Here is a 23,393-nt window from a genome sequence, read left to right as displayed (position 1 = left end):
ATTATATTAGAATCCTATAGATTATTGAATTTCCTCAGAAATTCAATAATCGTACTGGACCAGGCCCTCGCGAAGCGAGGGGCGTGTCCTGCGGAACGCAGGATTCTTGAACGCTTTTACCTTTTTGCGTTCAAGAAGTCATAAATTTCGTAACGAAATCTCGGACAAAAATGCCTGCCTTTTTTAGGTTGATTTGATCATACCATCTTCTGTCTGCATTCTTCCTTATTGTTTTTACAAGCCACTATACCAGGCTCCGTATGGTATCCAGCATTTTATTAACCTCAATAGGTTTTGCAATATGTCCGTTCATTCCGGCTTCCTCTGCAATCTTCACATCCTCCGCAAAGGCACTTGCTGACATGGCAACTATCGGAATACTGTTAAGCTCCGGATTATCCAGCTCTCTTATCTTCTTGGACGCAGTATATCCATCCATCACAGGCATCTGAATATCCATCAGGATAAGCTGGTAGGTTCCCGGAGCAGAGGATGCCACCTTATCCAATGCAATCTGACCGTTTTCAGCCGTGTCATAACGAAAACCAAATCTCTTCAAAAGCCTTGTAGCTATCTCCTTATTTATCACCTGATCCTCCACAAGAAGGATATTGTATTTACTGTAGTCTTCCTTATCCTCCTCCACCTGAACATGCTTCTTTGCATAATCCTCATCCCTGATAATCTCAAAATCGAGACTAATAATAAATTCGGTTCCTTTACCCTTTTCGGAATTAACGGTTATGCTGCCGTTCATGAGATCTATGATCGTTTTTGTAATAGCCATTCCCAGACCTGTTCCCTGAATCTTATTCGCAGAGTTTTCCCTTGAATAAGCCTCAAAGATATTTTCAACAAACTCAGGACTCATTCCCACACCGTTGTCCTTTACCCTGATCTCATACCGTCCCTTTTTCTCTTCCACACCCTTTTGCAGCAGTGTAACAGTGATATTTCCGCCCTGCGGAGTAAATTTAAAAGCATTGCTTATGAGATTAAGAAGTACTCTGTTCAGGCGGTTAGAATCACATTTGACATATTTATTTGTAATATTTTCAGTAATGACCTCGTAAGTAATTCCCTTTGTCTTCATTTGAGGCGTAAATATTACATCAACCTCCTGAATAGCTGCGGTTATATCCGTATCCTCTATTTCCAGTTCCATCTTTCCGCTCTCAATGCGGCCAAGATCAAGAATATCATTTATAAGTGAAAGAAGATGCTTTCCGGAATATTCAATCTTTTCCAGATTATCCATGGCTTCCGCCGGCATATTTTCGATGTCCTTTGAAAGCTCTGTGTAACCTATTATTGCATTCATTGGTGTCCGCAGATCATGACTCATATTGGAAAGGAAGTTACTTTTGGCTTTGCTGTTTTCCTCAGCAGTTATTTTCTGTCTCTCCAGTTCACGTTCTCTACGGTGCATGGTATTGTATACAGAAAACATTACAAAGAGGGCAGCCATAATAATAACCATCTGCACAACGCTGTTTATCAGGAGTTTGTTATTTACTTCCGTTACCTTCTTTTCTATGAATCCATCGATATCCATCTTCTCAATATCCCTGATGCCAATTCCCCTCGCAGCGATAATCTCATTATGATAATTGTTGAGATCATCAAGGGAATCCTGGGCAATATCCCTTGAAACCTCTCTAAACCAAAGCATGCTTATGAAAAATACAAGAAAGAGCAGCGCCAGCAGAGATATTGTCGAATGTCCGAATCTCTTTTGTGTATCTCTTTTCAGAATGAAATAAAAAGCACCGAAGCCTGCAATGCTCCAAAGAATAATTATGAGGTATGAGTGAGATGTAAGTGCTTCAACCGTCCAGAGATTGGGAATAAGGAAATATAAAGTGAATATCACTGAAATAATAAATCCCAGCATACCGGTAATCTGTACTTTTAAATCCTTGTCATCCTTTGCACTTTTATATGCAGCATAAGAAGTATAAGCATATGCCAGCGTCGCGCCTATAGTATTGACATCTACTATCCAGCTGATTGCTGTTCTTCCGCAAAAGGGAATAACCATCGATAACAGGGTAATGCACATAATAGCCCTGTAGGGCACATATTTCCCATTTAGCCCGGTAAGCCACTTCGGGAACAGATTATCTCTTGCCATGGAATAGATAAGCCTGCTGCCCGCTATAAGATTACCAATAAGCCCTGTTAGTATTCCTGCCGCAACAGCAAGTCCGAGAATGGTAAAGCCCCCATTTCCAAGGGCGGTCGTAGCCGCATAGAATGTTGGAAGGCCTTCAAGACCATTATATTTTCCAAGATTGCCTATATATTCAGTCCAGTCAGATACGCCTCCGGGGAGCACAGATACTGCTATGATTGCAAGGAAAGAATATGCTGCGGCTCCTGCCAGCAGTGCAAAGAAAAATATTGGCAGCGTCTTCTTTGTTGAAAAGCTGAACTCCTCAGTGGAGTGGGATATGGATTCAAAGCCCACATATGCCCAGGGTGCAAGTGCCATGATCTGGAACACCTGAAAATAAACCGGTTTACACTCTGCAAATTCCGGACGTAATGCGCTTATATCCAGCTGTCCTTTACCTGCTATCATAACTGTCGTCAGCACTATTCCGCCAATAAGCATAAATGCAAGAACAGTCTGTATAACGGAAGATACCCTCCCTCCGTACATGCAGATTCCACCTGCCAATGCAATTATCGCTGCAGAAACCACAGACTCGTAAACATATACATGGAAACCTGCTATCTCATAGCTTGGTCCGCTTTCAAGTATTCCCGGGAAAAGATTTCTGCAGATTATCGGAATAGCTGTGGCATTAGCCCATACGATAGCCATATATACAAGCAAAAGAAACCATGCACCAAGAAATCCCTGGTCATAGCCAAAGACATTTTTAGAAAACGCGTAGGTTCCGCCATCATCAGGGAACTTATTCATCATATAGTGAAAATTCACAGCAATAAGAAGCATGACAAGTCCGCCCAACAACATTCCAATAACTGTTCCTATCGGACCTGCCAGCGGTAAAAAAGTAGTCCCGGGCATAACAAACGAACCCCAACCCACACTACTTCCAAAGGCAAGTGCCCAGGCACCTGCAGGGGTAAGATATTTTTTCAGATTATTATTATTGCTTGAAGTATTCTCTTTAAACATAGATTCTCCCTGCAATTAGTATTAAAGCCAAAGGCAGGATTTCGGACTCTTTTCTCAATATTTTAAGAAGTCATGAACTCTTTATTCCAGCTGAATGTAAATCCTGCAGCTTCTGTATCCTGCTCCCACTTTTCCCTGATTCTGTCCACCGGCACCTGACAGTCAATATCGGTAGTCTTTAAGAATATTGCAAGTACGTTTGATACTCCGAATCTGGTGAGCGCATCGCTTCCGCGAAGACAGGATCCCGCAACCTCCATAAAGTGATCAGCAGCCCTCTTTATCTCCTCTTCAGCAGCACCTTCCTTTTCTATATTGAAAACTATTAAATGAACATCCCAGGCATAATTGTTCTGGAATCTCATCATATATCTGTAAATAAGCTTAAACTGCTCCAGCTCCAGCAAAAGAGCCCCCCGTTTCACATCCCTCTCCTTAAGAAGAAAGTGTATTTCATCCATTCCATCAACTTTTTTCTCATTTTGTTCAATATCTGATGCCAGTTTATAAAAAGCATAATCATGCTTCCCGCTCTGTTTTATTAAATAAAGCGCCTGGTCCGCTTTTTTAAAGAGTGTGCTGTATTCAGTTCCCTCATCCGGACAAATGGCAGCTCCAACGGATACCCCAAGAGGAATGTTCATATCTTCCCCCAGAAGCTCCTTTGCATAAGAAAGGATCTTTCTGTTCATAAACTTTGTTCTTTCGGCTACCATTTTTTCATCTCTGACATTCTGACAGAAGACCACAAATTCATCACCGCCAACTCTTCCCACAATATCTGATGATCTTGTAATATTCCTGAGAAGATCAGCAAACCATATGAGAAATCTGTCTCCTTTTTCATGACCATACAGATCATTGACAAGCTTAAAACTGTCAAGATCTAACATCATGAAAATGCCCCGGCCTCTTGAAGCCACTATGCCTATTTCCCTGGCGGTGGTTATCTTGTTTAACAGTCCCGTCATAGGCTCAATCTCTGCCTGCCTCTGAAGTCCTCTTATGCGGTCCAGATTCACCATGATATTGTTTATCCTGTGGAGCAGAACCTCAGCCTTAAAGGGTTTTCTGATATAGTCAACAGCCCCTACTTCTAGACCTTTCTTCTCCGCATCATCACTTGAATATGCCGTCATGAACATTACAGGGATCACAAAGTTGTGCATCTCCCTTAGCTTTTCCATCATCTCAAATCCGCTCATTCCGGGCATCATAAGATCAGACAGAATAAGATCAGGCCTCTCCTTTTCATAGAGATCTATAGCCTCCTGACCTGATGCGGCAGTTATAATATTATAATTTCCTTTAAGCATCCTGACCGTGATCATCCTGACAAGATCATCATCATCCACAACCAGAATCTTTTTATTGTTCATATTCTCATCCATCAGATTTTTTCTAATAACTCCCTTATATTGCGAAATTCTGTAAGAAGATCGTAGGTATTGTTTCTGATATAATCCAAATCTCCGCTCTTTCCTGCTTCTTCAAGACGTTTGGCGTGCTCGGATAAATCATTGGCTCCAATCAGTTTCGCTGAACTTTTCAGCGCGTGAACCTTGATCGTATAGTCCTCAATATTTTCTTTGTAGTATAAGCTCTCTATTTCATCAGCCTTCTCTTCAATCGTATCTCTGAAAAACCTGAGAGTATCAATATACATATCCTCTGTTCCTGCATAGTCGATTCCGGTTTCTATGTAAAAGATTCCCTTATCGCGGATAGATCCCAGTTTATCCTCAGGTGCATTCTCATTTCCTTCTGAATCACCAGGATTTTTGTTTGCTTCAGATGTTTCATCCTCGTCTCCTTCAATCTTCTCAAGCTTTTCTGCAGGAATGTACTGATGAAGTGTTTCCTCAAGCACCGTTCCGCTGACAGGCTTTTCCAGATAATCATTAAAGCCTGCATTTATATACATATCCCTTACTCCTTCAGTTACATTGGCAGTAAGTGCTATGCAAATGCAATCTTTATTTGGGTTATCTGCGTTATTCCTGATACGGTTCAAAAGTTCAATGCCATCCATTTCAGGCATTCTGTGATCGATAAGCATGACATCATACTTATTATTGGCAATAAGCTCCAGTGCCTCTTTTCCGCTAAGTGCTGTATCCACAACTATAGCCGTCTGCTCAAGCAGTCCCTTGACAACTCTTAAGTTTATTTCCATATCGTCTACTGCCAGTATTCTGGCTGTGGGTGCATACAGTCCCGGCTTATATACTTCAAGTTCTGCGGCTTTCTCTGAAGTATCCTCATAGTCCCCTATGGGTTCCCAATCTGCTACCTTCTGCCTGATGACAAATGAGAACACACTTCCTACACCATAGATACTGTTAATATGAATATTACTGCCCATGGCATCCAGTATCTGCTTAACAATACTCATTCCAAGACCGGTGCCTTCAACAGTACTGTTCTTCTTTTCATCAAATCTCTCAAACGCAAGGAATATCTTGTCCAAATCCTCTTGCTTAAGTCCTATTCCTGTATCCTTGACGCTTACGCTAAGATCTATTTCATTTTCATCAACTTTTATGAAATCAACACCCAGATTAACACCGCCGGTCTTGGTATACTTCACGGCATTTGTAAGCAGATTTATGATTACCTGTTTGATTCTGGTATTGTCACCCACAAGCTGATCAGGCATTTCTTTATTTACGGCGATGTTAAAGTAAAGTCCCTTCGAGTCAGCTCTGTCTTTGATCATCACAATGACATCCGTGAGCAGAGATGCAAAGTGATATGGCTCGTTACGAAGCTTTAGTTTCCCTGCCTCGAGTCTCGAAAAATCAAGAATATCACTGACCAGTGAGAGTAGGGAATTGGCAGAGCTCTTAATACTGTATGCGTACTGAATCAACTTTCTATCCCTGGTATTTCTCAGTATCATTTCATCCATACCAAGAATCGCATTAATGGGAGTCCTGATCTCATGAGACATATTTGCCAGGAAAAGACCCTTCGCCTTAGATGCTTTCTCAGCCACCTGCTTGGCATTTCTAAGCTCGTCACTCTCACGTACCTTAACAGAAGATATGATCAGGAAAATAGCCAGTATCATAGCAAGATACACGAACAAACCATATGCACTCATTATCGACCACACCAGTGTATCCATCTCTCCTGCAGCTGTTTCATAATCAATAGTACCTGCCAGCACAAATGGTGTGTCTTTTATTTCAGCAGTATAAAAGAGCAGTTCTCCTTTAACGGTTTCCACTTTTTCAACATTTACGGATTCACTTTTTTGTCCGACCCTAAGCTTCTTAAATACTTCTCTTACAGAATTGCTGTTATAAAACGCCTCGTCACCTTCCTCCTTATTGTTAAACGAAATTACCACATCATTATCTTTAGTAATAAGAGATACATTTCCAATATTATTGAAGGTTCCAAGATTATGATATTTCCTGATATATGAAGCAGAGCACATCGCGTAAACTGCATAGTGAACATTATCCTCATTCAATACCGGATAAGAAAACAGAATTGCTCCGGTCATTAAGTAGCTTACATTTGCTATTCCGCACAAAGTATAAAGAATGCCCTGATATTCTGAAATAGATAAGTCTTCTCCAATAATAGCTTTGCCGTCTGCATCTATAACCCCAACCAAAACACTGGGTTCTTTGTCAAAAACATCGTTTATCAGAGTTTTTGTACGTTCAATATTTGAAGTCTGGTTGTCAGGATTTTTATCATCCAGAATAATTGAAATGTGCTCTAAGGTTCTCATTTCTGTCATAAGCTCTTTCTGATAGTAATTCGCTGCAGCCTTAGCCGAATCTGCCAGGAGCTTTTTTGTGATTTCATCCACATGACTGGTTATACTCATATAGAGAAAAGCACCAAGCATTGCCAAAACCAGCAGAGAGATTGCCAGCACAGCCATGATCTGATTATTTAAATAACGGAGTTTCTTAATCATATATTTCCACTCCTTCCAAAAACCAGTTCATTCTATGAAGGAGAGCATCGTCAGTTATCCTTTCTCCCTGTCTGCACATTACTTTTCCTTTGTTGCTGATAAGATCTCCTCTAAACACATCGTCAGCCTGATTCAGCTGTTTTCTTCGCTCTCTTACAAGTTCTTTCATCTCTTCCGTGACCGCATCGGATGGCTCAGAAAGTCCCACTGCATCATACACTATTCCTCTCCAGTAATACTTGTCGTCAGAAATATTTCCTTTTGTAAAATCACTTAATATCTCACCATATAAAACATCCCAATTGCATAGAATTGATGCCAGATAATTATCTGAATAGCTTGTATTATGATTGTTATAGCCGATTGAATACACTCCCAGCTCTTCCGCAGCATCCACAGCAGTGTGGATGCTTGCATGATATGTTATTACATCGGCACCATCCTCCAATATGAGTCTTCTGGCCGCCTTTTCTTCGGCCTCTGCATCAGTCCAGGTCCCAAGAAATCTGACTTTAACAACAACATCAGGATTCACGCTTCTGGCCCCGAGCAAAAATGCATTTATTCCCCTGTTAGCCTGCGGCGTATTTGAAGCAGCAACAAATCCAAGTACATTACTCTTCGTTTTCATTCCTGCAAGTATTCCGGAAAGATAGCGCATCTGATAAATTCTAAGGAAATACGAGATTGCATTAGACGGTTCTGAATCTGCAGCTATAGTATAAAACTGCACATCCTCATACTTTTCAAATACCGGATATACTTCCTTACCAAAACCGCCACTTGTAAGAAAAATGACATTACAACCATTTTCTACCAACTGATCAACAGCTTTTTCTGTATCAGCGAGAGTTTCCTTTACATTTGTAACAATATGCAATTTGTAATTGTATTCCTCACAGGACGCAAGAATAGCGTTGTAATGCCCCTCATTCCATCCGTCGTCATCAATGTCATCAATAAATACCGCCCCAACCATAATCTGTTTTTTTTTGGCGGGTTTATACATGGAAATAAGGCCTGCCAGGAGGCCTAATAGAACTACCAACATAATTATGAAAATTATAATTCCGATGTAGTCTCTAATTTTTCTCATGTTTCATTTTCTCATCCATTGGCAATAAGATACTTTAATACTGCAGAATCTCCTATTACATAATCTGCGTTTCCATTATTAAGTTCTATAAGACAGTCCCTCAAAGTGGGACATCTTAGTATTTTGCACTTAACGCCTTCAAAGGTCCCTTCCTTACCATTAAGATAATCTTCGCCTGTCGTTTCTGTCTCTACAGCAATAACCACATTCTCATCAAATTCCAACAGCTTTTTCTCTATATCCTCCAAAGTCTTGGCATAATCCAGTTCTGTATTATCCTTTCTGGTGGCAAGACATTGCCCTGCATGGAAGTAGGGAATAGAAAAGTCCACATATTCCTTGCGCTCATCGTTTATCGTTATGCCTGCTATGCAGACATCACATTTTCCCTGATTTACAGTGGCAAATAAAATTTCAAAATTTATATACTCAAGCACAAGCTCTTTTCCCAGACTTTCAGCTATAGCATTTATAAGTTCCTTGTCTATGCCATAGTGTTTATCCCCATCATCGTAATCAAATGGCTCAAAATCTCCTGTTGTTGCAACGATAAGCTGATCCTTTGATTTATCTTTATCAGCTGAATATATCGGAACAGGCTCCCCTTCACCACCAAAATAATGGCCGGTTATTTCTTCATACTTGCCATTGGTTAATCCTTCTTCTATAAAACTATTAATAGCCTCCAATAATTCAGGCTTATTCTTATCAACTCCGATCCCATACTCTTCCTCTGTCAAAAGAATATCTATAACTTTGATATTACTGTTTCCCGCCTTAGCATCAGAGCCCACAAGTGAATCCTTCTTATTTGAGCAGGCTACCAGCATAAGTGTTGAAAGAGCTACAATAAGTAATGTAGAGAGCACTCTTTTTCTCATAAATCGATCCTCTTAAAAATGGACATGCTTGTGACATGTTAATAATCATCATAAATTTATTATCTCCCATTCCTATAAAATTGTGATAAACAAGACATTAAGTTACGATAAAAAAACCATCGTACATGCCTGCCTTTGCAGCCTCATGTATGATGGTTTTCATGTGTCGATTACCCTTACCGGTATATTAAATTTTATTGCCTGCGATTTCCGCTTTTGCCCGCAAGAAGTCATTACTTCTTGAACGCACTATGGAATAATCGCCCAATATTCTAAGAAGCCTTATTTAGAAGTTTATTTTCTGCTTTCTTTTTTCCGGTGCCCAGTATAACCTGATGAAGCTTCTTTAAAAGAATAGCTGAAGGTAAACCCAGTGCAAACACGGCAATTACATACAAGAATACATTTCTGATCGGGAATGGAGAGGGTACTCCTCCGTCAAAGGTATGATCAAAAAGTTCTACAAACAGTCCGTGTATCAGATAGAACTCAAGGGTTAATGTTCCCATAAATCTTAAGAACCTGTTTCCTATCTTCACCTTCATGCCAAGAAGAAGTGCTGCAAAAACAAAATCAGTAGTTACAAACACCTGGCTAAGGAGTGTCAGTCTTCTTCTCATTACCTTGTCAGGCGCAAAGAAGTTCTCACCATAATATGAGAATGCATCCTGTGCGTATACTGAATACAGATATAAAGGATAAACCGCCAAAACAGCTACAATGGCATATACCCAGTAGTATTTCTTAAGGTGAGGAATGATCTTATCCTCATACTTAGCAAATATGATTCCGATCGGGAACATGTGAACACAGTTCCACCACCATTCACCTCTGATAAGGTAATCGTTGTGATCTATGCTTGTTCCAACCAGAATGTAAAGAAGCACAAATGCTGTAGTAGCAGCTACTGCAACCCCATCCTTCTTAATAAATCTGAATGAAAAATAAAAAGCCAGGTAGAAGAACGGAAGTACAATTACGTACCATGTGTTAGGATTGCAGAGCTTAATGCTTGACAGATACAAAAGCGCTCCGGGCAGATCCATCTTTTCACCAACTAAGAGTCTTGCAATAAAGAAAATCACAGTTGTGGAGTAAAGTGAAAGGACTACCGGCAACACTCTCTTTTTCACAAAACCATTAAGATAATTCTTCTTTGTGTGATAACTCTTGTATGCCCCGTATCCGTTGAAGAACAGGAAAAATGAAACAAGAATGTATCCTATCGGAACAAAGAACTCCAGTCCCGGTATTATTCTGCTTTTAGGAAAAAGCCATGAAGCACAGGTCTTTTGTCCTATGTGATGAAGCATGATGCAAATTGTCAAAAATCCCTGGAATACCTTTGTCTGATCAAGCGCAAAGCTGTCATTCCACTCGCCCCGTTTTGCAGGTTTTGCCCCCCAAAGCAAAATGATCGGCAGTATAAAATACACCGAATAAATTAATTGTTTCCCCATTGTTTAAAAAACCTCCCCTTTTTTAATAGATTCTATAATTACCTGAAAGTGCAAGAAGCGCAAACATATAAAGGCAATTGTCATAGTATCTGCGCTGGCCCTTTCTAAGTGGCTGATTCCAAAACCACTCTACCCATTTTTTAGCGGTTTCAAAATCCTCATCTGCTGCCGCAAGAGCCCCCTGTGCCATGGTTGCCAAAAGTCCAAGCGGATGAAGCACCGGTCTTTCAAGCGGTGTACCGTCAATCTTGTATGCACATCTTACAGCCTCCAGATCAGTTCCAAAGAAATTCATCATTTTAAGAGGTACACTAAGCTGTCCCTCATCCTCGCCAAACCAGACTGCATCAAGCCCTATATTTGCTGCAGTTCTGTAGGCATCACTAAAGAAATCGCAAAAACTTCCCCAGGGAAGTTCCTTGTCCATAGGTGTTCCGTCAAAGTTTGCATATTCTGGATTTAAACCTGTTTTACCGTGGCATGCCTTCACAAGATACTCTCTGCTGACCTTTGCAGCTCTTTTGAAGAATTCCCTGTCCTCTTCATTAGCCCACAATGCAAACAGTTCATAGAAATGCGGAAGATGATATGAAGGATCTGTCCACGGACTTCCCGGAACAAACAGTATCTGTCCGTTATCCCTGTTCCACATAGGTGCTCCCTGTCTGCCGTTTTCACCCTTGTGCAGACATGCGCTCAGGATATCTCTTGCCTGCTTGCTGTACTCGAATATTCCTTCACCGTCGCCCCATCTGTGGGATGCAAAAAACAATGCCATGGCATAGAACTCTTCTCCATCAGGAGCGGGACCATAGGCATTCTTTGTTCCGTCAGTCTGGCAGGACCAGGCAAAATAGCCCTCGTTTTCGCCCTCATCCATGAACATATAAGTCTTTGACCATTTCCAGATGCGATCGAATTCCTTCTTCATATCAAACTGAACGCACATCATCATGCCGTAGGACATACCCTCTGTCCTGGCATCGTTATTGCCGGTGTCAGTGAGGTATCCCATATCCTCTCCGGCATCATGGTATATACGCTCATTCTCGTCATAGAAAAAGGTCTGTACGGCTTCTTCGATCCGGGCCTTTATTTCGGCATCGCTTTTACCGATTTCTTTAAGTAAATTTCTGTAATTACCTGTTTTATAAGCTCCCATTTTCCATCCTTTCCCATATTGTTTTACTTATGATTAATAATCCCATTATTAGAGTCTGTTGTCTGTCATAATGTTGCTTATTTCCTTGTTGTTTCTTGCTATTTAACATTTTTAGGGTATAATCAAAAAAAATCAACTCGCAAGGAGGAACCATCATGACGAAGTCATGATTCGGAATGGTTCCGACCGATAGGGCAGGATTACGAAGTAATCGTGCCAATACACAAAGAAGAGGATACGTTCATGAAAAGAATTCTTATTACTAATGATGATGGAATAGATGCCGGCGGAATTCGCCGCCTTGCAGCGGCTGCCAGGGATTTTGGCGAAGTATGGGTTGTGGCCCCGGCTCATCAGAGAAGTGCCGCATCACACAGCATAACACTAAGGGAGCCCATAGATGTTTTCCCACATGATTTTCCGGTCGAAGGCGTTCATGCATATTCCTGCAGCGGAACACCGGGAGATTGTGTCAGGGTTGGAAGCCTTAACGTAATGCCTAAAAAGCCGCATTACGTATTATCCGGAATAAACTATGGCTACAACGCCGCAACCGACATTCAGTATTCAGCCACAGCAGGCGCCGCATTTGAAGCCGCCTTTCAGGGGCTTCATGCTGTTGCATTGTCTGAAAATATCGATGATGTCCACGAAGTAACCAATGCCTATCTTAAGGATATGATAAAGGAAGCCCTTGAGGTAAAGCTTGATTACGGCCAGATTGTAAATATTAATTTCCCCGGATGTCCCTTGTCGGAATTCAAAGGCGTAAGAAAAAATGTCGCCGTTTCAAGAAGTGCTTTTTACAAAGACAGATACAAGGTAGTAGAACACTTTGAGGGCGGAGGAGTTCGCCTCATGGTAGATGGGATTTATAACGAGAAATGTGAAGAAGGCACTGACTTCAGAGCCCTGATTGAAAACTATATTTCATTTGGAATAGTAAATAATATCGGTTAAAATAAGAATTTCTATGAAATTAAAAACAGATGGGGCCATATATCAGGTCTCATCTGTTTTTCCATATTTTCTTATAAACTCATCCATCGGAACAGGGTATGAGAACAACATGCCCTGCAGATAATCACAGCCAATTTCTGTCATCTTTACTGCCATTTCCTCAGTCTCTATTCCCTCGGCTGTTATACTGAAATTCATTTTTTTGAAAGCTTCTACCATCATAGGAATTACGTGATCCTGAGTAGCACAATAATCCCATACTACTTCCATATCAAGCTTAACGTTTATGAACGGTCCTTTCTTTAGCCTGTTCAGGTTGGAATACCCTTTTCCATAATCATCCAGAACAAATTTAAAACCTTCCTTCTGCATGATCTGAATCTGCTTATCCATAAGCTGATCGTCTATTATTGCTTCCTCTGTTATCTCTAAATGTATTTTATCCGGGGAAATACCGTACTTGTGTGTATCTGTAAGGAATCTTCTTCCAAGGTCAGATCTCATGAACTGAATAGGCGAAAGATTTACATTGATAAATTTCATACCCATTCTGTCCATTTCATTATCTGCTATAAACTCACAGACCTTTTCAAAAACCTGCTCTCCAAGCTGATTTATTCTTCCATTCTGCTCCGCTATGGGAATAAATGCTCCGGGAGGAACTATATTACCTTCACTGTCTCTTATTCTTGCAAGTGCCTCAGCACCTACAAGAGTTCTCTTTTTTGCGTCAATGATTGGCTGAAGAAATACTTCCACCGCTTTCTGATCGATGGCATTTTCCATGGTACGCTTTAAGTACAATCTCTCCTCGTACTCTCCCAAGGGATCATCGTCGGTAAGGATGTTATAATCATCTCCGAGCTTATTAGCCTTTTCCAACATGATGGTTATTGTATTTAAGACAACATCAGCTGATGTATAGCCCTCCTCAAAATCCATATACGCAAAACCGGCTTCCAGATACAGTTCGGAATTACCTGATTTCCACGGAAGCATAAATCTGTGTCTCAGTTCCTCATGGATATCCTCCCAGTCCATATCCTTATCACCAAGCAAAACAAACCGTCCATTCTGATAATAGAACTCTAAAAAATCCGGGTAATTTTTCTTAAGATAGGCTGAAATCAGTGCTATTCCCTGATTCATCTGCACTGTTCCATAGATTTCCCGCAAATCATGATAATCACGTAGAACAAAAGACAGGATTTTATACTGACCCCGACCCTCATTTTCTTCAATGTAGGTCCTTAGTGCCTTGTTATTAAAAGTCATATTCCTTCTTTCCAGATAAAACTCCGGATTTCCGTATGACAGGTAAATAACAAGTATGGCCATAAGACAGAATGTATCATACAGCAGCAGCTGCGGCAGTAATATTCTGGCAAATGAACCAATAAGAAGAATAACACTAATACTTATTATGCTCACTCGCTCCTGCCTGCGCCTGATTCTGTCCCAATTTTTTAAAATATAAAGGAATGATGCTCCCAAGTAAAAATAGAGACATACATAAACAATGTAATGAAGAGGACCTCGATGATATCCCGTACCATCAATATAAAAAACGTATCCTGTATAAACACCTATAATGGTTATAAGTTCAGTGAGAATAAACGGAATTTTCATAAGCAAGACGCTTAGTTTACTCCTCAGATTAAATGCTCTGAGAAGTACAAGTGTGATTTCAAAAAACAGATAGGTTCGAACATGAAAAGTGATAAAAAACATGGTGTTTAGAGCGACTAAAAGCCAGGCAGGTAATAATTTATACTCATTATCCGCCCAGCTGGAAATCATGTCGGTTATTATCACTAAGCCTTCAGCTATCATTATTGTAAGAAATACTTTATTCAGCCTTATCGGTAATCTGGGCAATGAATAATAATATCCCATCACTATGATCAGTACCAGAAAGCTAGGAATTACATAGCTAAACTCCCAATTCACAATAATGCCTCCTGCACAACTTTTCTACAATCGTATTGTATCAAAGAAGCTGCAAAGGAGGCATAAACATTTGATGATTCCTATATTAAATAACTATTAAATCTTAGTTGTTTAATCGCTGTGGTGCTCACAGCATAGGGATTTGCCACGGGATTTCCAATAAGCTCTCTTTGATCCACATTATAATGAGCAAAAATAGCAATATATGCACATTAACGAAAAAGACGCCAAATGTTTCGTAAAACTATATAAACCGCATAAATACTGCATTTATCAAGTATTTCATAGTGACATCAGAATTTTGAAGTGATAGAATTAAAGCAAAAATTGAGGAGTCTTGTTAATGGACAATAAAAATGTTCTTGTTGCACAATCAGGAGGACCTACTTCTGCTATCAATGCCAGTCTTGCAGGAGTGGTTAGCGCTACCATCGAATCTAAAAACTATGACCGATGTTATGGAGCCATAAATGGAATCCTGGGCGTATTATCTGAGAATTATCTGGATCTTACCGCAAAAGCTCAAAGCGATTCTGATTTTATAACCCTTTTAACTCACACACCTGCCATGTATTTAGGAAGCTGCAGATATAAGCTCCCGGAATACAGGGATGATGATTCTTCATATTCTTTTATCTTTTCACAATTTAGAAAACATAATATTGGAGCCTTTTTCTATATAGGTGGTAACGACAGCATGGATACTGTCTTAAAGCTTTCAAATTATGCCAGGGAAATAGGTTCAGACATAAAGATAATCGGTGTTCCCAAGACTATCGATAATGATCTGTGCTCTACAGATCACACCCCGGGCTTTGGCTCTGCTGCCAAGTATATAGCAAGCTCTGTCTTAGAGATTGCTCATGATACCTTCATTTATGCAGTCAAGTCAGTTACCATCGTGGAAATCATGGGACGTGACGCAGGATGGCTTACCGCAGCATCAGCTCTTGCGAGAAACGGTTATTCATCTGCGCCTCACCTTATTTACCTTCCGGAGGTTCCTTTTGATAAGGAGCAGTTCCTTATAGATGTCCGCAGCGAGCTTTCCAAGCGCAATAATGTAATAGTTGCAGTATCTGAGGGTATAAGAGATAAGGAAGGCAACTATATCACATCCAGCAAGGCAATGGCTGATACCTTTGGACATCAGCAGCTCTCCGGCGCAGGTAAAGCTCTTGAGTTCCTTATAAAAGAGAACATCGATGTAAAGGTACGCTCAGTGGAGATCAATGTACTTCAGAGATGCGCAGCACACATGGCAAGTAAAACCGATCTTGATGAATCTTTTGCACAGGGTAAAAAAGCTGTAGCTTTGTCTGAAGAAGGACAGACAGGATGTATGGTTGTCCTGAACAGAATAAGCAATGATCCCTACAAAGTGGATTATAGCTATGCCCAGATTAAAAATATAGCCAACGAAGCAAAATCAGTTCCGACAGATTGGATAACAAAAGAAGGCAATGATATAACTTCTGAATTTGTAGATTACCTTAAGCCTCTCATTGCAGGTGAGGTTCAGCAGGTTTACGAAAACGGGCTTCCGAAATATCTGGATATATCACATCTGAATTCAATTTTGGGATAGTACAGCATCTTACAATCACTTGGACTATTTCTACCAATTCTAAGATGTGCTGTATTGTCTTCAGGCGCCGCAGCTAGTGCTACTGTCATCAAATAAATCGACTTTATTACTTGTCTAAATTGTCTTCTGCTGCGTTGTCGTCAATCGTCGTACCTAGTCAAAAAATCGCCAGCCATCAGGAAATATTGATTTCCAAATGGTTGGCGATTTTACTAATTGTTTTATTCATTTCATTTATCAGGCTGCCTTTTTGACTTCTACCATGCTATTCTTAGAAAACTTTTTTACAAAGAATCCAAAAATTCCACGTACAACAGGTCCTGCGAAGAATATCTGCCAGCAAAGTGCCATGGGGAAATTCTTTACTGTTGTCTCAATCCATACAGCAATTAACTCAAAGCCTGCATCCTTGAAAAGGAATGTAGCCACAAGGCTCATGCAGGGACACATAAGAACAACACTCATTGCGGAAATACCAAGAATCGTCATGATCATTGGGTCTTTTCCCGGAGTGACAAATCTAAATGCCAGCTTCTGCGCAAGCTTTCCAACAAATATAAGCTCTATAGCTACTGCAACAGGCAACATGATTATCATTTCCTTAAAGGCTGCAAGAAATACAAAATTCTGCATTCCGCCTACATTTAGCGAAATGTTGTAGCAAATCATTGCATAGACCATAACGGCGGCCATTAATATTGTGAAAATAACATCCTGAAACTTATTCTGTGGTAACATACCCGGGGTTCTCCTTTCTCTTTACCAGGGGAAGACCTAAGGCGTGTTGTTCGTTATCACCCGTAAGGTGTTTCGTTTCCAATGATACCAGCTTTACATCTTCGATATTTATTATTACTGATATCGATTCTCTTTGCAGAGCCGATACGGATGCCATTATAACAGATATTAATTTTTCATGTAATACCTTTTTTATTTCAAGTCATTGCCTTCCTATATGAATAATATTCACTGTAAAAACAACGTAATGAATTCCTTTCGTCCGGGAACCCACGCCTTTTCGTATATATGAGTAAAATGATTTTTTACTGTCTGTTCAGAAATACCAAGCATATATGCAATTCTTCTATTTGAAAAGCCATGTACCTTTAAGTATCCAAGCTCCAGCTCTCTCTTGGTAAGTCCAAAACCGCCGGCCACCTGAAGATACTTCGCTTTTGTTATACCCGGATCTTTCATTTTCATAACCACACTATATATCATTATGGCACCACACATATCTATTATGAACGATGCCGGTTAAAGTTCTATCACTCACCAAGATCCATTTCTTCATTCATTTTCCGCTCAGCATTAAGCTTTAATGGAAGAAGAAAGAACTCAATGATAACCGCATATAATCCTGACAGGAAGCATACAGCCAGATTAGGTCCAATCAGCGACAGATCATCAATGTGTCCAAGAATCAGCACACCTGAAATAATAATAGCAAAAAGAGCCGCAAATACAGTCAGTTTCTGGGCTGCATCCACAGCTCCTATTATGTTCTTAAGTTCCAGAAGGCGATACTCCTTAATCCCCACAGAAAAGGATTTAAGAAAATCCTTCCACTCTCCCATGATCATAAGTCCCGGGATAAAAACCAACAGGATAATCAGAAGTGACGGAAAATCGAGAAACCACCATACAGCTGACATCCCATAACTTCCTCCTACCATAAGAACAGTAAACAGAATTATGAAAAGCAGTAGTTCTCCAAGCAAAATCATGCGTATATTCTTTTTCATAGATAAGCTCCTTTGTAAAAATCGCTGCACCTGCAAATACCCGCAAACGATATATCGAGTGCAATAAACGTGTTCCTACTATGAAACTAACATACGCATGATTAAAAATATATAGTACCTTTTTCAGGTTTTTTTATGCTTCATCAGTTTTTCCGGCTCCCACAAGGTGTCCTGTGATTATCTGTGTGGACATAGCTGCTGCATTTGAAAAGATCATTGCAAAAGATATAAGCGTATTGCATTACCTTCTTTACATTATCAATCCTCAAAAATCCTCTCCGGCATGGATTTGGATCTGTACTGCATTTCGCTTACCTTATATACAGTAACAAAAGCCTGTGGATCCACCTTATCAATAAATGCCATCAATTTCTGGAATTCACTCTTATCCACGATGGTTATGATCTCGTTGTGCTCCTGCATTCGATATGCACCGATAGCCTTGTATATACTTGCTCCACTGTGAAGCTCATTCAATATAAAGTTTCTTATTTCCTTTTCAAAAGGAGAAACAATGCATACCCTCCTCTTGAGCTTCTGATCAAAAATGAAGTGGTCCAGAATGACACCGTTAAAATATGTACCCAGAATGCTGAGTATCAGGGTCTTGGCATCATAGACAAGTATTGACGAAGCAGCTACGCACAGTCCGGCTGCTGACATTGCTTTACCAAGATCCACTCTTAGATACTTGTTAATGATTTTTGCCACAATATCAAGACCGCCTGAGGACGCATTTCTGTTAAAAAGAATCGCAATTCCTATACTTACAAAGAATATATAGCACACAACATCAAGAGTTGCATCCCCTGTAAATGAGGTAAAATCGGGAAAAGTTTTCTCAAATACTCCAATCACCACAGGCAATAAAATAGACGTATATACTGTCTTATATCCAAACTCAGTACCGCAGGTGATAAAACCGATGATCAGCAAAAATACGTTGAGTATCATTGTTATGGCTGAAACCGACAGCGGTATAAAATTTGTCAGTACAATTGATAATCCCGATATGCTGCTGACAGATGCATGACTCGGCATAAGGAAAAAGAAAACCGCTGCTCCGATTATTATAGTAGCCAGTGTTAAAATCAATATTTCTTTTATAAGTGCAACTTTTTTCATTAACTTTTACCTCTTCAATAGCCAGTTTATCAAGATTTTGCGCTATAATTATACAGCTAAAATAATACATTACAAATATAAAAGCTGTAATTCCAAACTTTATCTTTTAGTTACTGTTCACACCTTACGGTGCTCACAGCAACTGGATTTGCCCATTCCAGTTGCCTTCGGCAAAGGGGCAAATCCTATATTCAAGACGTAGAACATTCTCACGCTCAGCGCAGCAAGTGCGCAGAGCTGTCTGAACAGTAACGTCTTTTACTCTGGTCCTCATAGGAAAATCTCTTTTGATGAAAGTTTTTCTCTGAACCTTACATCATGCTCCACAAGAAGCATAGTGGGTGCATATTTCTCAATAAGCCTTTCTATCTGCATTCTTGAAAACACATCGATATAATTTAGCGGTTCGTCCCAGATGTAAAGGTGAGCAGGTGTAAGAAGGCTTGATGCTATGAGCACCTTTTTCTTTTGTCCCTCTGAAAAGTCCTCAATATTCTTGGCAAACTGTTCCCTGTTCATATCAAGCTGCCGTAAAATAGCAAGAAGAAGGCTGTAATCCAATCCATTTTTTTGTGCATGCTCCATTAAGCTCCCCTTCAAATGAGAAGTGTCCTGGTTTATGTAGGATATCTTAAGTCCGGAGGCAACTTTAAGTTCACCGGAAAGTGACAGTTTTCCCATACTCTGTGAGTCTGTAGCATGGCTGCCGTTTTTTCCCGTAGCTTCTCTCCTGATGACATCCGCATCGGCATCATATCCTCCCATGAAGTCATTAACACCATTTCCACCCGCAAAATTAGCATTTTGAAATAATATCGCCTTTATCAAACTGGATTTTCCACTGCCGTTCGCACCGCTGAGAAAAACCCGTTCACCCTGAAGCACTTCAAATGTCAGATTCTCTATCACATTTTCATTCCCATCAATGTACTTAAGTGACAAATCTCTGCATTCAATGAGCCTCTCCTTGTGGTGCTTAAGTGGCATGATCTTTAAATCTATAGTTTCCTCGATATCCTGAAGGAGACCTTCTTTTTCTTCGATTTCCCTGTTCATTCTATCCTCAAAGGACTTTACTCTCGACTGCATTTTCTTGGTCTTTGCACCAATGAAAGACCTTGTTGATATTGATCTGTCATTTTCTTTTACAGGATCAAATCCTATTTTGCTATTCTCACTTTTGTCAGCCCACCTTGCTGTTCTGTCAGCTGCTGCCTTTAACTTGCCTATTTCCTTCAGATGTTTTTCATTTTCTGATCTGGCGAAGGAATCCGCCTTTTCCTTATTATCCCACCAGGTTGAGAAATTCCCATTCTGCACTTCTATGGTAGCCCGGTTCAACACAAGAACATGATCTATGCAGGCATCCAAAAGATCTCGGTCATGGGAAACCAGTATGAATCCCTTTTTCTCCGCAAGATAAGCTTTGACGATGTCCCTCGCCTCCATATCAAGATGGTTTGTGGGCTCGTCTATAAGCAGAAAATCATTATCTCCGGAAAACAGAACAGCAAGCATAATCTTGGTTCTTTCACCAAAACTTAAGGTTTTAAAAGGTCTGTACAAGAGCTCAGTTTCTACCGATAGCTTTGGCAGTTCACACATTACTCGCCAGCTCTCAACCCCCGGCTTCCATTTCTCCATCAGTTCATCAGGAGTTTTTTCAAGGTCATTTTCCGAAACCACATAGGGAAAATAGTCGAAGTATGAATTTGAAGTTATACTTCCCTGATACTCATATTTTCCCATTAAAAGATTCAGGAATGTTGTTTTCCCTTTCCCGTTTCTCCCTATAAATCCAAGTTTCCAATTGGTGTCCACCATAAAAGAAACATTTTCAAAAACATTATCAAAGCTGCCTTCATATCCAAAAGTAAGGCCGGTTACATTTATCTGTGCCATATATCTCTCCTTCCTTGCAGAAGCAGGATTAGGAAATCCAACGGATTTTCCTATATGATTAAAAAGTCTGTTTCTGCATACAATGTGTACGCAAAAACAGACTCGCTAAAACAAACCTATATATAAGCCATTCGGCAAATATGTAAGAATGAGGAATTTATAGCGATAACAAAATCCACCGGACTAATAAAGCATCACGGTCGGACTTGCAGAGCTCACATCAAACGAAAAATACTTCGTCAGATGATCTGCTCTAATCATTTCAAGCGTACACAAACAAACCTGTTCCCAGGTCATAAATCGTGTTAACTTAAAAATGATTATCAATTCCGCATTTCTTCACCTTTGCACATGAGTGCTCTTTCTGAAAATTTTTATAATGATATGATAACATTTAATGATGCATTGTCAATTAACTTTATCCACTCATCACAGTTCTGATAAAAAGCGTCTCATAGAAATTGCCATAGAAAAATATGGACTGGATAAGAGTGAATGCGTGATGATAGGTGACACCGCCTATGATATTAAAGGAGCTGTTGGTGCGGGTGTAGACAGCATCGCTGTGACTTATGGATACGGCAACCCTATAGAAATGATGCGTTCAGGTGCAGATTTCATGGTTGATTTGGCAAAGGAAATCGGGTATATTCTGAAGATTTGAACGCCCTAAGTTATTTTCTGCATCATATAATTCCGTACACTCTTTGCAGCCTTTTTTACATCACCTGTAAAATCCGCCTCAAAATCGCTCAATATTTTTTCAAGTGCTTTCATAGCGCAGGGCCCCGTTTCTTCAAAGGCAACCGGTGCATCTTCCGTGACTTTACTAAGCCACAGACTGGCACCTGTGGAAATATCATAGACAGGAGCTTCATCAAATTTTCTTGCGATCTCAACTGCCTTTTCCCACTGCTACTATTCCAGTATCCTCACATAGAAGCAGTATACATCCCACATCTTCCCCTACCACCATTTCCATTTCCACCAATAGTAGCAGAATAAATCCCCCACATAGTAGCAGAAAAGATAACACCCCACTTACTACCCATTTACTCATTTACCCGCAGTTCCCCAACACTCCGCAATGACAGAAAACATGTAAATATCAGAATGCAATCAGCAAGTGCCCAGGCGCAGATTTCCCCGAAATAGATGCCATAGTATCCGATGAAGCGGGTTAAAATAAGTGCGCAGCTCACCCTCATTATCAGCTGTGCGAAGCTTGAAAGCATAGGAATTATGCTGTTTCCCATACCCTGCAATGTCGACCTTACAATATATAAAATATAGAGCAGCGGGAAAAATGCAGCCAGAACCTGCAGATACTTATAGCCATAAGAAAAAACTGCCTCGTTCGCAGTCTCAGCATCCATGAACAGTTTCATCAAAGGCTGCCCGAAAATGATCATTACAGCTGAACACAAAAGAGCCGTGATGATGCCAAGCAGCACGCTTACTCTTACTCCGCTGCGAATACGCTCATAATTTCTTGCACCCATATTCTGAGAAACATAAGCAACTACAGCAAGTCCATACGAAGAGGCTGCAATCTCAAGAAGCACATATATTTTTCCCGCTATGGTATATCCGGTGAGAAATGAGAGCTCATACTGATTGATTCTATTTATAACAATAAGACCACCTATTGCCGTGATCACACTCTGAAGTGCCATGGGAAGGCCGATTGTCATCAGCTCTTTTACCACGGTAAATCCGTCTTTAGAGCCGGCACCTTTTCCAGGGGTAACATTAGAAATATTCTGCCTGTTTTTATAAACGTTATAACCACAGATAATCATAACAAGGCATTCTGAAAGGATTGTTCCAAGAGCAGCCCCGCCTGTGCCCATATTCAAAACGCTTACAAACAGTAGGTCCAAAACAATGTTGCACAGTGAAGAAACTGTCATTGCCATCAGATGAATTTTGCTGTTTCCTCTGCTCCTTAAAACTGCTGCGAAAAACTGATAAAATATCAGAAAAGGGAGCCCCAAAAATATGACATCAACATAGATCTTGGCAAAAGAAAACACTTCCTCTTTTGTATCAAGCGCCCTTAGTACAAATCCGGAAGTGCTTAAAAGAATCGCCACTAAAGATATAGCCAGAACAAAACAGATTGCCTTAGCTTTTTTATAGTACTGAGAAAAAGCGGTTTCATCCTTTTCCCCGTACTTATTCCCCAGTAAAACTGAAAATCCCTGGATCAAGCCTATGACAAATCCATTTACCAAAAAAATAAACCATTCAGTTCCGCCTATGGCAGATAGCCCTTCGGCGCCTACTTTCCGGCCTATAATGATGTTGTCTACAATAATGTAGAGCTGCTGAAAAATATTCCCAACTATCAATGACAAGGCGAAGCTCAAAATCAGTGATAATGGTTTCCCCTTAGTCAGATCGCGTTCCTCATTCATACCTGTTCCCTCA

The 23,393-nt window shown here is 40.3% G+C and carries 19 protein-coding genes; 3 read left to right on the top strand and 16 right to left on the bottom strand.

Annotated features, from left to right (window positions below; genetic code table 11):
• Window positions 1-244: 244 nt before the first annotated feature.
• The 7 genes from G622_RS24645 to G622_RS0111535 form a co-directional block, all read right to left on the bottom strand.
• Entirely contained in the window at window positions 245-3,151 is a 2,907-nt protein-coding gene (locus G622_RS24645) for an ATP-binding response regulator (protein ID WP_049945815.1), read from the bottom strand.
• A gap of 62 nt (window positions 3,152-3,213) precedes the next feature.
• Window positions 3,214-4,530 (bottom strand): GGDEF domain-containing response regulator, encoded by a 1,317-nt coding sequence (locus G622_RS24640; protein ID WP_196814210.1) that lies wholly within the window; start codon window positions 4,528-4,530, stop codon window positions 3,214-3,216.
• An 11-nt stretch (window positions 4,531-4,541) separates the two neighbouring features.
• Entirely contained in the window at window positions 4,542-7,091 is a 2,550-nt protein-coding gene (locus G622_RS24635) for a response regulator (protein ID WP_026510859.1), read from the bottom strand.
• Window positions 7,084-8,187, bottom strand: coding sequence for a BMP family ABC transporter substrate-binding protein (locus tag G622_RS22640; RefSeq protein WP_049945813.1), 1,104 nt, complete (start codon window positions 8,185-8,187; stop codon window positions 7,084-7,086). Before G622_RS22640 ends, G622_RS24635 begins: the two co-directional genes overlap by 8 nt.
• An 11-nt stretch (window positions 8,188-8,198) precedes the next feature.
• Window positions 8,199-9,068, bottom strand: a complete 870-nt coding sequence (locus tag G622_RS0111545) for a transporter substrate-binding domain-containing protein (RefSeq protein ID WP_026510858.1) — start codon at window positions 9,066-9,068, stop codon at window positions 8,199-8,201.
• Between the two features lie 272 nt (window positions 9,069-9,340).
• Complete coding sequence (locus tag G622_RS0111540; protein ID WP_026510857.1) at window positions 9,341-10,528, bottom strand: acyltransferase family protein; 1,188 nt, start codon at window positions 10,526-10,528, stop codon at window positions 9,341-9,343.
• Window positions 10,529-10,550: 22 nt separating this feature from the next.
• The gene (locus G622_RS0111535; RefSeq protein ID WP_026510856.1) at window positions 10,551-11,690 is read right to left on the bottom strand and encodes a glycosyl hydrolase family 8; all 1,140 of its coding nucleotides are present in this window, start codon (window positions 11,688-11,690) and stop codon (window positions 10,551-10,553) included.
• A gap of 243 nt (window positions 11,691-11,933) precedes the next feature.
• On the opposite strand from G622_RS0111535, the gene surE reads away from it, so the two are divergent.
• Window positions 11,934-12,650 carry a 5'/3'-nucleotidase SurE gene (gene surE, locus G622_RS0111530; RefSeq protein ID WP_026510855.1) on the top strand — a complete coding sequence of 239 codons (717 nt, stop codon included), beginning with the start codon at window positions 11,934-11,936 and terminating at the stop codon, window positions 12,648-12,650.
• 42 nt (window positions 12,651-12,692) lie between these two features.
• On the opposite strand, the gene G622_RS0111525 is transcribed toward surE, so the two are convergent.
• The gene (locus tag G622_RS0111525; RefSeq protein ID WP_026510854.1) at window positions 12,693-14,600 is read right to left on the bottom strand and encodes an EAL domain-containing protein; all 1,908 of its coding nucleotides are present in this window, start codon (window positions 14,598-14,600) and stop codon (window positions 12,693-12,695) included.
• Window positions 14,601-14,943: 343 nt separating this feature from the next.
• On the opposite strand from G622_RS0111525, the gene G622_RS0111520 reads away from it, so the two are divergent.
• A complete protein-coding gene (locus tag G622_RS0111520) occupies window positions 14,944-16,188 on the top strand; it encodes a 6-phosphofructokinase (RefSeq protein WP_026510853.1) in 1,245 nt (414 codons plus the stop codon).
• 237 nt (window positions 16,189-16,425) lie between these two features.
• On the opposite strand, the gene G622_RS0111515 is transcribed toward G622_RS0111520, so the two are convergent.
• The 6 genes from G622_RS0111515 to G622_RS0111485 all read right to left on the bottom strand — a co-directional run bounded on the left by G622_RS0111515 (window position 16,426) and on the right by G622_RS0111485 (window position 20,960).
• The gene (locus tag G622_RS0111515; RefSeq protein ID WP_026510852.1) at window positions 16,426-16,926 is read right to left on the bottom strand and encodes a DUF2798 domain-containing protein; all 501 of its coding nucleotides are present in this window, start codon (window positions 16,924-16,926) and stop codon (window positions 16,426-16,428) included.
• 228 nt (window positions 16,927-17,154) lie between these two features.
• Complete coding sequence (locus G622_RS0111510; protein ID WP_196814209.1) at window positions 17,155-17,385, bottom strand: helix-turn-helix transcriptional regulator; 231 nt, start codon at window positions 17,383-17,385, stop codon at window positions 17,155-17,157.
• A gap of 71 nt (window positions 17,386-17,456) precedes the next feature.
• A complete protein-coding gene (locus G622_RS0111505) occupies window positions 17,457-17,933 on the bottom strand; it encodes a hypothetical protein (RefSeq protein ID WP_026510850.1) in 477 nt (158 codons plus the stop codon).
• A 258-nt stretch (window positions 17,934-18,191) separates the two neighbouring features.
• Entirely contained in the window at window positions 18,192-19,058 is an 867-nt protein-coding gene (locus G622_RS0111495) for a YitT family protein (protein WP_026510849.1), read from the bottom strand.
• Window positions 19,059-19,191: 133 nt separating this feature from the next.
• Window positions 19,192-19,332 (bottom strand): hypothetical protein, encoded by a 141-nt coding sequence (locus G622_RS25750; protein WP_155831469.1) that lies wholly within the window; start codon window positions 19,330-19,332, stop codon window positions 19,192-19,194.
• On the bottom strand, window positions 19,329-20,960 hold the full coding sequence (locus G622_RS0111485; RefSeq protein ID WP_026510848.1) for an ATP-binding cassette domain-containing protein: 1,632 nt from the start codon (window positions 20,958-20,960) through the stop codon (window positions 19,329-19,331). Before G622_RS0111485 ends, G622_RS25750 begins: the two co-directional genes overlap by 4 nt.
• A 397-nt stretch (window positions 20,961-21,357) precedes the next feature.
• Between G622_RS0111485 and G622_RS25265 the strand changes: the two genes are divergently transcribed.
• Window positions 21,358-21,624 (top strand): HAD family hydrolase, encoded by a 267-nt coding sequence (locus G622_RS25265; RefSeq protein ID WP_081675284.1) that lies wholly within the window; start codon window positions 21,358-21,360, stop codon window positions 21,622-21,624.
• A 231-nt stretch (window positions 21,625-21,855) separates the two neighbouring features.
• Here the strand turns inward: G622_RS25265 and G622_RS25745 are convergent, their stop codons facing one another.
• Together G622_RS25745 and G622_RS0111465 are read right to left on the bottom strand one after the other, a co-directional pair.
• Window positions 21,856-22,020 (bottom strand): hypothetical protein, encoded by a 165-nt coding sequence (locus G622_RS25745; RefSeq protein ID WP_155831468.1) that lies wholly within the window; start codon window positions 22,018-22,020, stop codon window positions 21,856-21,858.
• On the bottom strand, window positions 22,013-23,380 hold the full coding sequence (locus G622_RS0111465; protein ID WP_044914916.1) for an MATE family efflux transporter: 1,368 nt from the start codon (window positions 23,378-23,380) through the stop codon (window positions 22,013-22,015). The genes G622_RS25745 and G622_RS0111465 overlap by 8 nt, the downstream gene beginning before the upstream one ends.
• Between the last annotated feature and the right edge of the window lie 13 nt (window positions 23,381-23,393).

This window comes from Butyrivibrio sp. LC3010, assembly GCF_000424385.1.
Taxonomy (GTDB): Bacteria; Bacillota; Clostridia; order Lachnospirales; family Lachnospiraceae; genus Butyrivibrio.
The sequence above is the reverse complement of the archived record's forward strand: the minus strand, read 5'-3'. Positions and strand labels throughout refer to the sequence as shown.